A 13,809-nucleotide genomic window follows, 5' to 3' on the forward strand; every position below is an offset into this window, starting at 1 on the left:
TCGTACCGTTGCGGACATGAACCCGGCCATCAGACGAGTCGCGATCGACGCCGTCATCGCGGTCGTCGTCGCGGCCGTCGTGGCGGTGGCGATCCGGGTCGCCGACGAGCCCGGCGCCCGGCCGCCGGACGCGCGCGCCTACGCGATCGGCGCGGTGATCGGGCTGCTGCTGGTCTTCCGGCGCCGCTGGCCGCTGCTGGTGCTCGTCGGCTCGGTCGCCGCGCTGATGATCTACTACGCGCTCGAGTACCCGGGCATCCCGCCCGCCCTCCCGCTGGCCGCCGCCCTCTTCTCCGTCGCGGCCGCCGGCCGGTTCACCTGGGCGCTCGTCGTCGCCGGGTTCTTCGTCGTCCTTGAGCTGATCATGCGGTACACGCTGCTCGGCGAGGGTTTCTTCCCCGCCCTCTCGGCCACCCTCGAAGAGGGCTCGCTGCTCGCGGCAGTGGTGCTGCTCGCCGAGACGATCCGCACCCGCCGGGACCGGCTGGCCGAGGCACAGCAGCGTCTCGCCGTGATGCGCCAGGAGCGTCAACACGAGGTCGCCCAGGAGCGGCTCCGCATCGCCCGCGAGGTCCACGACGTCCTCGGTCACACGATCGCCGCGATCAGTGTGCAGGCGAGCCTCGCCGACGACATCTTCGACAGCAAGCCGGCCGAGGCGCGGGCCGCGCTGCGGAGCATCCGGGGCGCGGCCCGTGACGCCATGCACGAGGTCCGCTCGGCGATCGGCATGCTCCGCGACGCCGGGGAGGTGCCCGATCTGGCCCGGGTCTTCGCTGTCGCGGAACAGGCCGGCGTGAAGGTGCGGTCGGGGATCGCCGGCACCCCGCGCCCGATCCCGCCGGAGGTGGCGCTCTCGGTCTACCGGATCGTGCAGGAGTCGATCACCAACACGGTCAAACACGCCGAAGCGACGACAGTCGACGTCACCATCGCCTACGCGGGTGACGCCGTCACCGTGGAGATCGTCGACGACGGGGTCGGGTCCGGGGCGAGCCGGCGGGGGCACGGGGTGGCCGGCATGCGGGAACGGGCCACCGCCGCTGGCGGGTCGCTCGAGGCCGGGCCCCGACCGCAGGGTGGGGGGTTCCGAGTGGCCGCGCGGCTGCCGGTCGAGGTGGAGGAGACAGCGTGACGATCCGGATGGTGCTGGCGGACGACCAGACACTCGTGCGGGCCGGCTTCCGGGGCCTGCTCGACCACAGCGACGACCTGGAGGTGGTCGGTGAGGCGTCCAACGGCGCCCAGGCCGTCGAGATGGTCGCCGCGACCCGGCCGGACATCGTGCTGATGGACGTGCGAATGCCGGTGCTCGACGGCGTGCGGGCCACTGCCGCGATCGTCGAGCGGTTCCCGGCCGTGCGGGTCATCGTCCTGACCACCTTCGAGCTCGACGAGTACGTCTTCGAGGCGCTGCGCGCCGGCGCGAGCGGGTTCCTGCTCAAGGACATCGAGCCCGACGAACTGCGCCAGGCGGTGCGGGTGGTTGCCGGCGGGGACATGTTGATCTCGCCTCGGGTGACGAGCCGGCTGGTGAGCGCGTTCGTCAGCAAGGTCGCGCCGACGCCTGTCGACGGCGGCCGGCTGGCGGTGTTGACCGACCGCGAGCGCGAGGTGATGAGCCTGGTGGCCAGCGGGCTGACCAACGAGGAGATCGGGCGCCGGCTGTCGATGAGCCCGGCCACGGCCCGTACCCACGTCCACCGAGCCATGGTCAAGCTCCGCGTCCGCGACCGTGCGCAACTCGTCGTCCTCGCCTACCAGACGGGGCTCGTCGCGCCCGGCAACTGACTACGGCCCTTGTTTCGCAGGCGGTGTCGGCTACGGCGATCGCCGTACGCTCCGGCCGTTCCTCAACGGATGCCGTGCGGTGCGCATCCTTCGTATGTTGGCGTCATGTTTGAGGTCGGAGAGAACGCCGATGGGATCCTGGCCGGGGTCCTGTTCCTGATCTGGCTGTCCGCGGCGATCCTCGCCACGCGGCTGGCCTGGCGGCCGACGCCCGAGGCGCTGCGCAAGAGCGCCCGTCGGTTGCTGCGTCTGCTCGTGGCCGCGCTGGTGGTGCTTGTCATCAAGTGCGTCGCGATCGGGCTGATGCTCGCCGTCGACTGGATCTTCGCCGACAACCGCGTGATCGTGCAGATGCCGCTTCTGCTGCTGCCGATGCTGGCCGTCGTCATCTGGACGGTGCCGGGCCTGCGCGCCCTGGCCAACAGAGCCGACGCGCCGGTCGACGTCGAGACGCGCTCCGCCGCCGCCGATCCCCGATTCGTCGTGCCCGTCCAGGTCACGGCGGTGGCGACGGTCATCGGCGTCTACTTCGCGTACGTGTCCCGTCCGGTCCCGTCCTACCTCGACGACATCGCGACCCACGCCGCGCCGATCCTGCTGTCGGTGGTGGTGCTGTGGTTCTGGCAGGGGCGTCGCCTGCGGGCCGTCACCGCGACCGACTTCGCACGCCGTGGCCGGCGTGCCAGCGCCCTGCGCGCCACCGCACAGGCCGCCGTCGTGGTGCTGGTCGTCGCCGCCGGCATCACCTACGTGGCCCGGAGCAGCAGGCTGCCCGACCGCATGACCATGACGTCCCACGACAACGTCGACTACGGCGGCGGCCCCTCGTTCGGTCACGGCGGCCACGGCGGGGTCTCCGTCGACGACCTGCGCGGACCGCGGACCGGCAAGCCCAACAAGGCCTTCACGCTGACCGCGAAGAACGCAACGGTACGGCTGTCGTCGGGCGCCGAGATCAAGGCGCTGACGTACAACGGTCAGTCGCCCGGGCCGGAGCTGCGGGTCCGTGAGGGAGACCTCGTCGAGGTGACACTGCACAACGAGATTCCCGACGAGAACGTGACAATCCACTGGCACGGCCTCGACGTTCCCAACGGTGAGGACGGCGTGGCCGGCGCGACGCAGAACGCGGTGGAGCCGGGCGGCAGCTTCACCTACCGGTTCATCGCCGAGCAGGTCGGCACCTTCTGGTACCACACTCACCAGAACCCGCTCGAGGCGATCCGGCGAGGTCTGTTCGGCGCGCTGATCGTCGAGCCGCGCGACGGCCCGCCACCCGGCGAGCGGGACTTCGTCGTGCAGGCCCACGAGTGGCGTACGCCTGACGACAACATCGTCTCGTTCGGCACGAGTGACACACTGCAACGCCAGGAGGTCGCCCCGGGCACGCCGGTGCGGCTGCGTCTGATCAACACCGACAACAACCCGGCAGGCGACAGTCGTCCGCGGGCCCTGACTGTCAACGGCACGCCGGTGCGGGTGGCGGCGATCGACGGGGTCGACGTCAACGGTCCGACCCCGCTGACCGATCCGCGGTTCGGGTTGGCGACCGGTGGACGCTACGACGTGACGTTCACGATGCCGGCAGGCCCGGTGCGCCTGACCGACCTCGCCAACCGCGACGGCGGGCTGGTCCTGGCGCCACCGGGTGACGCCTCGACGCCGAAGATCGTCGACGACGGTGACCACTTCGACCCGCTCTCGTACGGCTCGGGCGGATCCCGGCCCTTCGACGCCGGCTCGTCGTACGACCGCTCGTTCACCCAGCTTCTCGACGACCGGCTGTCCTTCTACAACGGGGGGCTCCACCTGGTGCCGATCATCAACGGGCACAGCTTCCCCCATACGCCGACGCTCATGGTTCGGATGGACGACGTGGTCAAGGTGCGGATCGTCAACCGCAGCCACCAGAACCACCCGATGCATCTGCACGGCCATCACGCGTTGGTGCTGTCCCGCAACGGGGTCCGCGCGACCGGGTCACCGTGGTGGATCGACAGCCTCGACGTGATCCCCGGTGAGATCTACGAAATCGGCTTCAAGGCGGATAATCCGGGGCTCTGGATGGACCACTGTCACAACCTCGACCACGCGGCCAACGGCATGGTGATGCACCTCGCCTACGAGGGCGTGACATCCCCCTATGAGCTGGGGCGCGGCACTCCCAACCAGCCGGAGTAGGGGGACCTGTCGAGCCTTCCTCCACCGGGCCTCGAGGCAACGCCGGCAGCGTCGTTCGCATCCGAACCCCGCTTGCTGAGGAGAACCCATGCTCGACGCGATGCGACGAACGTTGTCGCTGGCTGTGCCGCTGGTACTGGTGGCCGGCATTGCCGCGCCCGCCACTGCGGCCACCTCGACCACTGGGCGACTGACCGTTGTCGCCCGCAACCTCGACAACCCTCGCGGTGTCGCCATCGACCGGGCCGGCATCGTCTACGTCGCCGAGGCCGGGCTCGGCGGCGACGACGTGTGCATCCCCGGCACGTTCGGCACCAACCTCTGCTACGGCTCGACCGGTGCGATCACGGCGGTCCGTCACGGCTGGCAGAAGCGAGTCGTGACGGGTCTGCCGTCGTTGCGGAGCACCGGCGCCGGCTTCTCCGTCTACGGCGCCCACGACCTGGCCTTCGACCGGCAGGGCAAGCTCCTGGTGGCGATGGGCTACAGCACCGACCCGGTCTCGCGCGACCTGCTCGGTGCGGCCGGGGCCACGATGGGAACCATCCTCCGGGTCGAGGGGAAGCGCCGCTGGTCTGTCGTCGGCGACCTCTCCGCATTCGAGGGGCAGAACAACCCCGACGGGGTGATTCCGGAGAGCCAGCCGTACGCCGTGGTCGCCGACGGGCGTGACGTCTACGCGCTCGACGCGGCCGCCAACGACGTGCTCCGGATCGACCGTCGTGGCGTGGTCACTGCCGAACACGTCTGGCCGCAGGAGCAGGTTCCGGCACCGCCGGAGTGGGGTCTGCCGCCCGGCTCGACGACGCCGATCCAGTTCGTGCCGGTCACCATCACCCGCGGGCCGGACGGCGCACTCTACATCGGACAGCTGACCGGGCACCCCTTCCCGAACGGCGGCGCCCGGGTGTGGCGGCTGGTGCCCGGGCAGGAGCCGACGATCTTCGCGACCGGCTTCACCAACATCATCGACATCGCCTTCGACAAGCGGGGTCGACTGGTCGTGCTGGAGATCGCGAAGAACGGGCTCAGCTCCGGGGATTCCACGGGTGCGTTGATCCGGGTGGAGCGCGACGGTAGCCACCGGGAGCTGGCGAGCACCGGCCTGGACTCCCCGATGTCGTTCGCCATCGCCTCCGACGGCAGCTTCTACATTGCCAACAAGGGGCTCGGCATCGGCGAGTTGGTTCGTCTGTCCACACGAGACTGACAGAGTCGCGCGGCGATCGTGGCGTTCTTCGTGTCGGGAGGACGCCACGATAGCCGTGGCGTCACACGTCCGCGATACGGTGCCAATCGTGTGCACGCTGGCGGCGGGGGATGGGGTCTGGGGGTTAGGTTGACGCGGTCCGACGGCGGGTCTCCCGCCGGCGCCACCACCATCCTCATAGTCGACGACCACGCTCTCGTCCGCGAGGGGCTGCGCTGGGTGCTCGAGGTGCACGTCGACCTCGACGTGGTCGACGAGGCGGGCGACTCGGCGACCGCTGTCGCCAAGGCGGCGTCGGAGCGTCCCGACGTGGTGTTGCTCGACGTCGAGATTCCCGGCGACGACCCGGTGGTCACGGTGCGCCGCATCCGTGAGGTGTCGCCCGACAGCGCGGTGGTCATCCTCAGCATGTATGACAGCCCCGACCTGCTGCGCCGTCTGATCGCCGCCGGGGTGCGCGCCTATCTGCTGAAGAGCGTGGGTCGGGAGGAGCTGGTCGCCGCGATCCGCAAGGCGCGCGACGGCAGCGGTTCGGTGCTGCTCTCGGTCTCCGGTCAGAGCCTGGTGCAGGTGCAGAACGCGGAGTCCGCCATTCTGTCCCCCGTCGAGCTGGAGATCCTGCAACTCGCGGCCGAGGCGATGACCAATGCCCAGATCGCGCGGCGACTCGACCTGACCGAGGCCACCGTGAAGAGCCACCTGCGTCGCATCTTCGCGAAGCTCGGCGCGGTCTCCCGCATCGACGCCGTCAACAAGGCGGTGGCAGCGTCACTAGTGACGCTGCCACACGACCGGTTGGTGCCACGCCCGCGTCGCCCGCCGTTCTAGCGACCGGCGACGTTCCTCAACAAGCGGCCTTGAGATCGGCGGCGCGGTCGGTGCGCTCCCAGGTCAGGTCCGGGAGTTCACGGCCGAAGTGGCCGTAGGCGGCCGTCTGCTGGTAGATCGGACGCAGGAGGTCCAGGTCGCGGATGATCGCCGCCGGGCGCAGGTCGAAGACCTCACCGATCGCCTTCTCGATCCGGTCGAGCGGCACCGTCTCCGTCCCGAACGTCTCCACGAACAGGCTCACCGGGTGGGCCTTGCCGATCGCGTAGGCCACCTGCGCCTCACACCGCTCGGCCAGGCCCGCGGCGACCACGTTCTTCGCCACCCACCGCATCGCGTACGCCGCCGAACGGTCGACCTTCGACGGGTCCTTGCCCGAGAACGCGCCACCACCGTGCCGGGCGTACCCGCCGTAGGTGTCGACGATGATCTTCCGTCCGGTCAGGCCGGCGTCGCCCATCGGGCCACCGATCTCGAACCGGCCGGTCGGGTTGACCAACAGCCGGTAACCCTCGGTGTCGAGGTCGAGCGCCTCCAGCTCCGGCGTGATCACGTGGTCCCGGATGTCGGGGGCGAGCAGTTCGTCGAGGGAGATGTGGGCGGCGTGCTGCGTGGAGACCACGACGGTGTCGAGCCGGACCGGGCGGAGGCCGTCGTACTCGACGGTGACCTGGGTTTTGCCGTCCGGCCGCAGGTAGGGCACCGTGCCGTCCTTGCGGACGGCGGCCAGCCGACGGGCCAGCCGGTGGGCCAACGCGATCGGCAGCGGCATCAGCTCCGGCGTCTCCGAGCAGGCGAAGCCGAACATCATGCCCTGGTCACCGGCGCCCTGGGCGTCGAGCCCACCACCGGACGAACCGTCGCGCAGCTCGATCGCCGTGTCGACGCCCTGCGCGATGTCGGGCGACTGGGCGCCGATCGAGATGCTGACGCCGCAGGACGCGCCGTCGAAGCCCTTCTTCGACGAGTCGTACCCGATGCCCAGGACCGTTTCCCGCACGATGCGTGGGATGTCGGCGTAGGCCTGCGTGGTGACCTCGCCCGCGACGTGGACCTGGCCGGTGGTGATCAGGCTTTCGACGGCGACCCGGCTGTGCGGGTCCTGCGCCAGTAGCGCGTCGAGGATCCCATCGCTGATCTGATCGGCGATCTTGTCGGGATGACCTTCGGTGACCGACTCGGAGGTGAAGAGGCGGCGCGACATGTGTGACTCCTAACCCGAGGGGCGTGGGGGCCCGGCGAGTCTTCCCGCCCCTGGTGGAGGTTGCCTGGAGGAAGCATCGAGCGATCAAAGGGGTATCCGCCGTACAACTTTCGACACACATCGATCCTCGGAAGAACCCGCGATGTCGCTACCTGCGGTCGTTCCGACACGCCCCGCTCATCCATAGCTTGAGAGCGTCTCGACGAGTGCTATGGGGAATGGGGGACCACTGTGGTCAGGTACGAGATCCTCGGGTCGCTGGAAGTGATCCACGAGGGCCGGATCTGCACGCCGACGCCGCCGAAGGTGCGGACCGTGTTGGCGCTGCTGGTGATGCGGGCCAATCGGGTCGTCCTGGTCGACTCGATAATCCGGGAGCTGTGGGGTGACGATCCGGCGCGCAGCGCCGTCACCACTGTCCAGACCTACATCTACCACCTGCGCAAGCTCTTCGCGAAGGAGGGCATAGAGACCCCGGACCGGACCGTGCTGGAGAGCCGTGCCCGCGGTTACCTGCTCCGGGTGGAGCCGGGTCAGCTCGACGCCGAGGTGTTCGAGACGATGCTCGACCAGGGCCGCTCGCACATCGAGTCGGACCGGCCCGAGGAGGGCGCCGAGGTGCTGCGGCGGGCGCTGGCCATGTGGACGGGGCCGGTGGGTGCCAACGTGACGTTCGGGCCGGCGTTGGAGGCGCACGCGATCCACCTCCAGGAGCAGTGGATCCGCGCACTGGAGCTGCGCATCCAGGCCGACATCACGCTCGGCCGCCACCGCGAGTTGATCGGCGAGCTGCGCTATCTCGTGGGCACGTACCCGCTCAACGAGTGGTTCCACCGCCAGCTCATCGTGGCGCTCAGCCGCTCGGGACGCCGTGGCGAGGCGTTGCAGGCATACCACCACCTGCGCCGGGTGCTCAGTGAGGAGTTGGGCCTGGACCCTTCGCCTGACCTCCAGCGGCTCCAGCGGGAGGTGTTGGCCGCCGGCGGGCCACTGCGCCCGGGGCTTGCCAGGGCCTCGTGACAGGCCCTCGACCGACGCTCCAGCGCCGTTCGACCGGCCGTCCCTAGCTTTCACACGGACATCGCGGCCAGGAGGTCTTCCATGACGAGCACATCCGACCGTCGGGTGGTCATCACCGGGATTGGCGTCATCGCCCCCGGTGGACTGGGCACCAAGGCGTTCTGGGAACTGTTGACCGCTGGCCGCACGGCCACCCGTAGCCTGTCGTTCTTCGACGCCACCCCCTTCCGGTCACGGGTGGCCGCGGAGGCCGACTTCGACCCGGTCGCCGAGGGCCTGTCGCCGCAGGAGGTCCGCCGGATGGACCGGGCGGCCCAGATGGCGGTGGTCTGCACCCGGGAGGCGCTGGCCGACAGCGGCTTCGAGGTCGCCGACCCGACCCGGGTCGGCGTGAGCGTCGGCACGGCGGTCGGGGCCACGATGAGCCTCGAAGAGGAGTACGTCGTGGTCAGCGACGGCGGCCGGAACTGGCTGACCGACCACCGGTACGCCACCCCGCACCTCTACGACTATCTGGTGCCGAGCTCGTTCGCCCGCGAGGTGGCGTGGTCGGTCGGGGCGGAGGGTCCGGCGACGGTGGTCTCCACCGGCTGCACGTCGGGCCTCGACTCGGTCGGCCACGCCCGGGAGCTGATCCGGGAGGGCTCGGCCGACGTGATGATCGCCGGCGCGACCGACGCCCCGATCTCGCCGATCACGGTGGCCTGCTTCGACGCGATCAAGGCGACCACGGCCCGCAACGACGATCCGACGCACGCCTCGCGGCCGTTCGACAACAGTCGCGACGGGTTCGTCCTCGGTGAGGGTTCGGCGATGTTCGTCCTCGAAGAGCTTGAGCACGCCCGCCGACGCGGCGCGCAGATCTACGCCGAACTGGTCGGGTTCGCCTCGCGCTCCAACGCGTTTCACATGACCGGTCTGCGGCCCGACGGGCGGGAGATGGCCGAGGCGATCCGGGTCGCGCTCGCCGACGCCCGGTTGCCCGGCGACGCCGTCGACTACATCAACGCGCACGGCTCGGGTACGAAGCAGAACGACAGGCACGAGACAGCGGCGTTCAAGCGGAGTCTCGGCGACCATGCGTACCGCACCCCGGTCAGCTCGATCAAGTCGATGATCGGCCACTCGCTCGGCGCCATCGGTTCGATCGAGATCGCGGCGTCGGCCCTGGCGATCAAGCACGGGGCGGTGCCGCCGACGGCCAACCTGCACGAACGCGACCCGGAGTGCGACCTCGACTACGTTCCGCTGACCGCCCGTGAGCAGCAGACCGACGTGGTGTTGAGCGTGGGTAGCGGGTTCGGCGGCTTCCAGAGCGCGATGCTCCTGGCGCGTGTGGCATGACCACTGTCGTCACCGGTGTCGGAGTGGCAGCGCCCAACGGGTTGGGCCGCGACGCCTTCTGGGCGGCCACCGTCGCCGGGGTGGGCGGCATCGGGCCGATCAGCCGTTTCGACAGCTCGGGTTACCCCGCCCAGTTGGCCGGCGAGGTTCCCGGATACGAGGCGGCCGATCACATTCCGAGCCGGCTGATGGCGCAGACCGACCACATGACCCGGCTGTCGTTGACGGCGGCGCAGTGGGCGCTGGCCGATGCGTCGGTCGACCCTTCGGCGCTGCCCGAGTTCGGCATGGGTGTCGTCACCGCCAGCGCGTCGGGCGGCTTCGAGTTCGGCCACCGTGAGCTGGAGAAACTCTGGAGCAAGGGCTCTGAGCACGTCAGCGCCTACCAGTCGTTCGCCTGGTTCTACGCTGTCAACACCGGCCAGATCTCGATCCGCCACGGGATGCGTGGGCCGACCGGCGTGCTCGTCACCGAGCAGGCGGGTGGGCTCGACGCGGTGGCGCAGGCCCGGCGCCAGGTGCGCAAGGGCGTGCAACTCGTGATGACCGGCGGTGTCGACGCGTCGCTCTGCCCGTGGGGCTGGACGGCCCAGCTCGCCAACGGCCTGCTCAGTACGGGGCGGGATCCGGCCACGGCGTTCCTGCCGTTCGACGCCAACGCGTCGGGTTACGTGCCGGGCGAGGGCGGGGCGATCCTCGTGTTGGAGGACGAACACGCCGCTGCCCGGCGCGGGGCCGCCGTCTACGGGGTGATCGCCGGATACGGCGCGACGTTCGACCCCCGACCCGGCTCCGGCCGCCCGCCGGGTCTGCGTCGGGCGGCCGAGATGGCAGTGTCCGACGCCGGTCTCACACCGGCCGACATCGACGTCGTCTTCGCCGACGGCGCCGGTGTCGCGCAGCTCGACCGCGTCGAGGCCGAGGCGATCACAGCGGTCTTCGGCCCACGTGGGGTGCCGGTGACCGCCCCCAAGACGATGACCGGCCGGCTCTACTCGGGCGGGGCGGCGCTCGACCTCGTCTCCGCGCTGCTGTCGATCCGGCACGGCGTCATCCCACCCACCACCAACATCCGCCAGCCGGCCGAGGGCCTGCACCTCGACCTGGTGCGTGACGTCGCGCGGGAGACACCGGTACGCGCGGCGCTCGTACTCGCCAGGGGCTACGGCGGGTTCAACGCGGCAATGGTCGTGACCGACGAAAGGAATGGACGATGACCGACGCCAGTCTCGCCGCCGTCGCGAACTTCGACGAGCAGCAGGCACTCGACCTGCGTGAACGGCAGATCGCGGTGCTGGGAAGCGCCAAACAGATCGCCAACGTGATCTACGTGGTCACCGAGCTCGGCATCGCCGACCTGCTCGTCGACGGACCAGTGCCGGTCGCCCGACTGGCGGCGGCGACCGAGTCGCACGAGGACGCGCTGCGGCGGATCCTGCGCGCGGCCTCAGCGGTCGGCATCTTCGACGAGCAGGAGGACGGGTCGTTCGCGCTCACCCCGCTCGGCGAGGGGCTGACGTCGGTCCGGATCGGCGGGCTGCGGCCGATGGTGCAGTTCAGCGGCGCTGACTTCAACCGCCTCCCGTACGCGGAGATCCTGCACAGCGTCCGTACCGGCGAGCCGGCCTTCAACAAGGTCTTCGGCATGGGCTTCTACGACTATCTCCAGGCCCACCCGGAGGCCAACCGGTTCTTCGAGGGCTTCATGGCCCACTGGAGCCGGCGGCTCGCCGACCGGTTCGCCGCGGAGTTGGCACCCGAGCGGTTCGGCCGGATCGCCGACATCGGCGGCAGCAACGGCTACTTCCTGGCCAAGATGCTCCAGCGTCACCCCGATGGCACCGGTGTCCTCTTCGACCTGCCCGAGGTGGTGGCCGACGCCGAGCCACTGCTCAAGGAGCACGGTGTCACCGAGCGGGTCGAGGTGCGGGGCGGCGACTTCTTCACCGACGAGCTGCCGGTCGGTGCCGACGCGTACATCCTGAAGTCGATCGTCCACAACTGGCCGGACGACACCTGCGTCACGTTGCTGCGTCGGATCCGGGCGGCGATCGGCGACGCCGACTCCCGCCTCATCGCGATCGACCAGATCGTGCCGCCGCGCAACCAGTGGGACCACGCCAAGATCATCGACATCGACATGCTGGTGCTCTTCGGCGGCAAGGAGCGCGACCTCAGGGAATGGCAGGCGCTGTTCACCGCGTCCGGTTTCGAGCTGGTCAACACCCCCGCGTCCCGCGGCTGGGCCCTGCTCGAAGCGCGTCCGATCTAGGAAAGGAAGCCCGCAATGGCACACATCGGCATCGACCAGCCGGTCGTGACGATGGTCAACGTCTTCACCGTCGAGCCGGCCAACCAGCAGAAGCTCGTCGACATCCTGATCGAGGCGACCGACGCGGTGATGTCCAAGGTGGACGGGTTCGTGTCGGCGAACATCCACGCCAGCCTCGACGGGACCCGGGTCGTCAACTACGCGCAGTGGAAGAGCGAAGAGCACTTCACGGCGATGCTCAAGAACCCCGAGGTCCACCCCCACTTCGGCGAGGTACGCGCGATCGCCACGCCGGAACGCCACCTCTACAAAGTCGTCTACACGGAGGACGCTCATGTCTGACGGAAGCACCGACGTCCTGATCGTCGGCGGCGGCCCGGTCGGCTTGTCGACCGCGCTCTTCCTGGCCCGCAAGGGAATCCGGCCGATCCTTGTCGAACGTCGGCCCCGGCTGTCGACGATCCCCCGCGCCACCGGTCTGCACGCCCGCACTGTGGAGATCTTCCGCACCGTCGGCCTGGAGCCCGCGGTGCAGCAGGCCGGCATGAAGATCGTCGGACCGGGTGCCGAACTCGACCTGGTCCGCGCCGGCCGCGCCACGCCACTGGTCATGCTCGGCGCCCAGTCCCTGGCCGACCTCCACAAGTCGTTCGTGATGGAGGCGCACGATGTCGACTACGACAAGTTCACGCCGAGCTGGCCGATCTGGTGCGGCCAGGACCACTACGAGCCGCTGCTCTACGACGCCGCGGTCGAGGCGGGCGCGGAGATCCGCTTCCAGAACGAGCTGATCGGGCTGACCCAGGACCAGGACGGCGTGACGGCGACCGTCAACGACAATGGCACGACACGCACGATCCGGGCGCGCTACGTCGTCGCCGCCGACGGTGTGAAGAGTCCCGTGCGCGAACTGCTCCAGGTCGGAAACCGCAGCAACGGCGTCGCCGGGAACTTCGTCAGCATCATCTTCCGCGCCAAGGTCGACCTGCCCGAGTCGGCACCCCGGTTCACGCTGATCTACCTGATGAACCAGCTGGCCCAGGGTCTGCTGCTCTTCATCGAGCCGGGACGGTGGATGTTCGGCGTCAACTACTACCCCGAGCGCGGGCAGTCGCCTGCCGACTTCACACCGGAACGCTGCGTCGAACTGGCCCGGATCGCTGCCGGCGACCCCGAGCTGGAGGTCGAGGTCGAGTCGGCCCAGCCCTGGGACGCGCGGCACATGGTCGCCGACGCGTACCAGTCGGGGAGGGTCTTCCTGGCCGGCGACGCCTGTCACGCCCACCCGCCGGCCGGCGGCTTCGGCGTCAACGCCGGCATCCAGGACGCGCACAACCTGGCCTGGAAGCTCGCCGACGTGCTTCAGGGGCGGGCCGACGAGAGCCTGCTCGACTCCTACGAAGCCGAGCGTCGTCCGGTCGGCGCCGCGACCGCCGACCAGGCGTGGATGCTCTTCCGCACCCGGGGTCAGCTCGCCGACGAGGACAAGGCCGCCTACCGCGACTTCGTCATCGTCACGATGGGCTACCGGTACACCTCCAACGCGATAGTCGGCGCGCCCGCCGACACCGAGCTGCTGCCCCGCGAGCTGACCTTCACCGGCCAACCCGGATCGCGTGCCCCGCACGGCTGGGTCGACCACGACGGCGCTCGGGTCTCCACGATCGATGTGCTGACCGAGGGCTGGACGTTGGCCACGGCTCCGGGCGACGACGCCTGGCTCGCCGCGGCCGAGGCGGTCTCGGCGGAGACCGGGCTTCCGATCAAGGCGCTGACCGCCGGACCCGACGGTGACCTCGCCGACGACGGTTCGTGGCTCGCGAGCTGCGGAGTCGGCCCCGGCGGGGCGCTGCTGGTACGCCCCGACGGCATTGTCGCCTGGCGCAGCGCCGGCCCGGTCGACGACCAGGCCCAGACCCTGACCGCTGCCCTGGCCACGATCCTGCGGGGAGCGTGAGC

The 13,809-nt window shown here is 70.0% G+C and carries 12 protein-coding genes; 11 read left to right on the forward strand and 1 reads right to left on the reverse strand.

Going from position 1 to position 13,809, the window contains the following annotated elements:
* Positions 1-16 precede the first annotated feature (16 nt).
* From AB0K35_RS29455 to AB0K35_RS29475, 5 genes are all read left to right on the forward strand, one after another.
* Positions 17-1,135: a sensor histidine kinase gene (locus AB0K35_RS29455; protein WP_238671255.1), complete on the forward strand. Its 1,119-nt coding sequence runs from the start codon at positions 17-19 to the stop codon at positions 1,133-1,135.
* Positions 1,132-1,791 carry a response regulator transcription factor gene (locus tag AB0K35_RS29460; RefSeq protein ID WP_238671254.1) on the forward strand — a complete coding sequence of 220 codons (660 nt, stop codon included), beginning with the start codon at positions 1,132-1,134 and terminating at the stop codon, positions 1,789-1,791. Before AB0K35_RS29455 ends, AB0K35_RS29460 begins: the two co-directional genes overlap by 4 nt.
* A gap of 69 nt (positions 1,792-1,860) precedes the next feature.
* Positions 1,861-3,972, forward strand: a complete 2,112-nt coding sequence (locus AB0K35_RS29465; RefSeq protein ID WP_363889538.1) for a multicopper oxidase family protein — start codon at positions 1,861-1,863, stop codon at positions 3,970-3,972.
* 88 nt (positions 3,973-4,060) lie between these two features.
* Positions 4,061-5,182 (forward strand): ScyD/ScyE family protein, encoded by a 1,122-nt coding sequence (locus tag AB0K35_RS29470; protein WP_238671252.1) that lies wholly within the window; start codon positions 4,061-4,063, stop codon positions 5,180-5,182.
* Positions 5,183-5,311: 129 nt separating this feature from the next.
* Positions 5,312-6,010: a response regulator transcription factor gene (locus AB0K35_RS29475; protein ID WP_238671251.1), complete on the forward strand. Its 699-nt coding sequence runs from the start codon at positions 5,312-5,314 to the stop codon at positions 6,008-6,010.
* Between the two features lie 16 nt (positions 6,011-6,026).
* Here AB0K35_RS29475 and metK read toward each other — a convergent pair whose 3' ends face one another.
* Entirely contained in the window at positions 6,027-7,214 is a 1,188-nt protein-coding gene (gene metK / locus AB0K35_RS29480) for a methionine adenosyltransferase (protein WP_091394940.1), read from the reverse strand.
* A 231-nt stretch (positions 7,215-7,445) separates the two neighbouring features.
* On the opposite strand from metK, the gene AB0K35_RS29485 reads away from it, so the two are divergent.
* From AB0K35_RS29485 to AB0K35_RS29510, 6 genes are all read left to right on the forward strand, one after another.
* Positions 7,446-8,234 carry an AfsR/SARP family transcriptional regulator gene (locus tag AB0K35_RS29485; RefSeq protein ID WP_091397314.1) on the forward strand — a complete coding sequence of 263 codons (789 nt, stop codon included), beginning with the start codon at positions 7,446-7,448 and terminating at the stop codon, positions 8,232-8,234.
* Positions 8,235-8,315: 81 nt separating this feature from the next.
* On the forward strand, positions 8,316-9,578 hold the full coding sequence (locus tag AB0K35_RS29490) for a beta-ketoacyl-[acyl-carrier-protein] synthase family protein (RefSeq protein WP_238671250.1): 1,263 nt from the start codon (positions 8,316-8,318) through the stop codon (positions 9,576-9,578).
* On the forward strand, positions 9,575-10,795 hold the full coding sequence (locus AB0K35_RS29495; protein ID WP_238671249.1) for a ketosynthase chain-length factor: 1,221 nt from the start codon (positions 9,575-9,577) through the stop codon (positions 10,793-10,795). The genes AB0K35_RS29490 and AB0K35_RS29495 overlap by 4 nt, the downstream gene beginning before the upstream one ends.
* On the forward strand, positions 10,792-11,850 hold the full coding sequence (locus AB0K35_RS29500) for a methyltransferase (protein ID WP_363889543.1): 1,059 nt from the start codon (positions 10,792-10,794) through the stop codon (positions 11,848-11,850). Before AB0K35_RS29495 ends, AB0K35_RS29500 begins: the two co-directional genes overlap by 4 nt.
* 15 nt (positions 11,851-11,865) lie before the next feature.
* On the forward strand, positions 11,866-12,192 hold the full coding sequence (locus AB0K35_RS29505) for an antibiotic biosynthesis monooxygenase family protein (protein ID WP_130406888.1): 327 nt from the start codon (positions 11,866-11,868) through the stop codon (positions 12,190-12,192).
* On the forward strand, positions 12,185-13,807 hold the full coding sequence (locus AB0K35_RS29510) for an FAD-dependent oxidoreductase (protein ID WP_238671246.1): 1,623 nt from the start codon (positions 12,185-12,187) through the stop codon (positions 13,805-13,807). Before AB0K35_RS29505 ends, AB0K35_RS29510 begins: the two co-directional genes overlap by 8 nt.
* Positions 13,808-13,809 lie beyond the last annotated feature (2 nt).

This window comes from Micromonospora sp. NPDC053740, from assembly GCF_040677775.1.
GTDB lineage: Bacteria > Actinomycetota > Actinomycetes > Mycobacteriales > Micromonosporaceae > Micromonospora > Micromonospora alfalfae.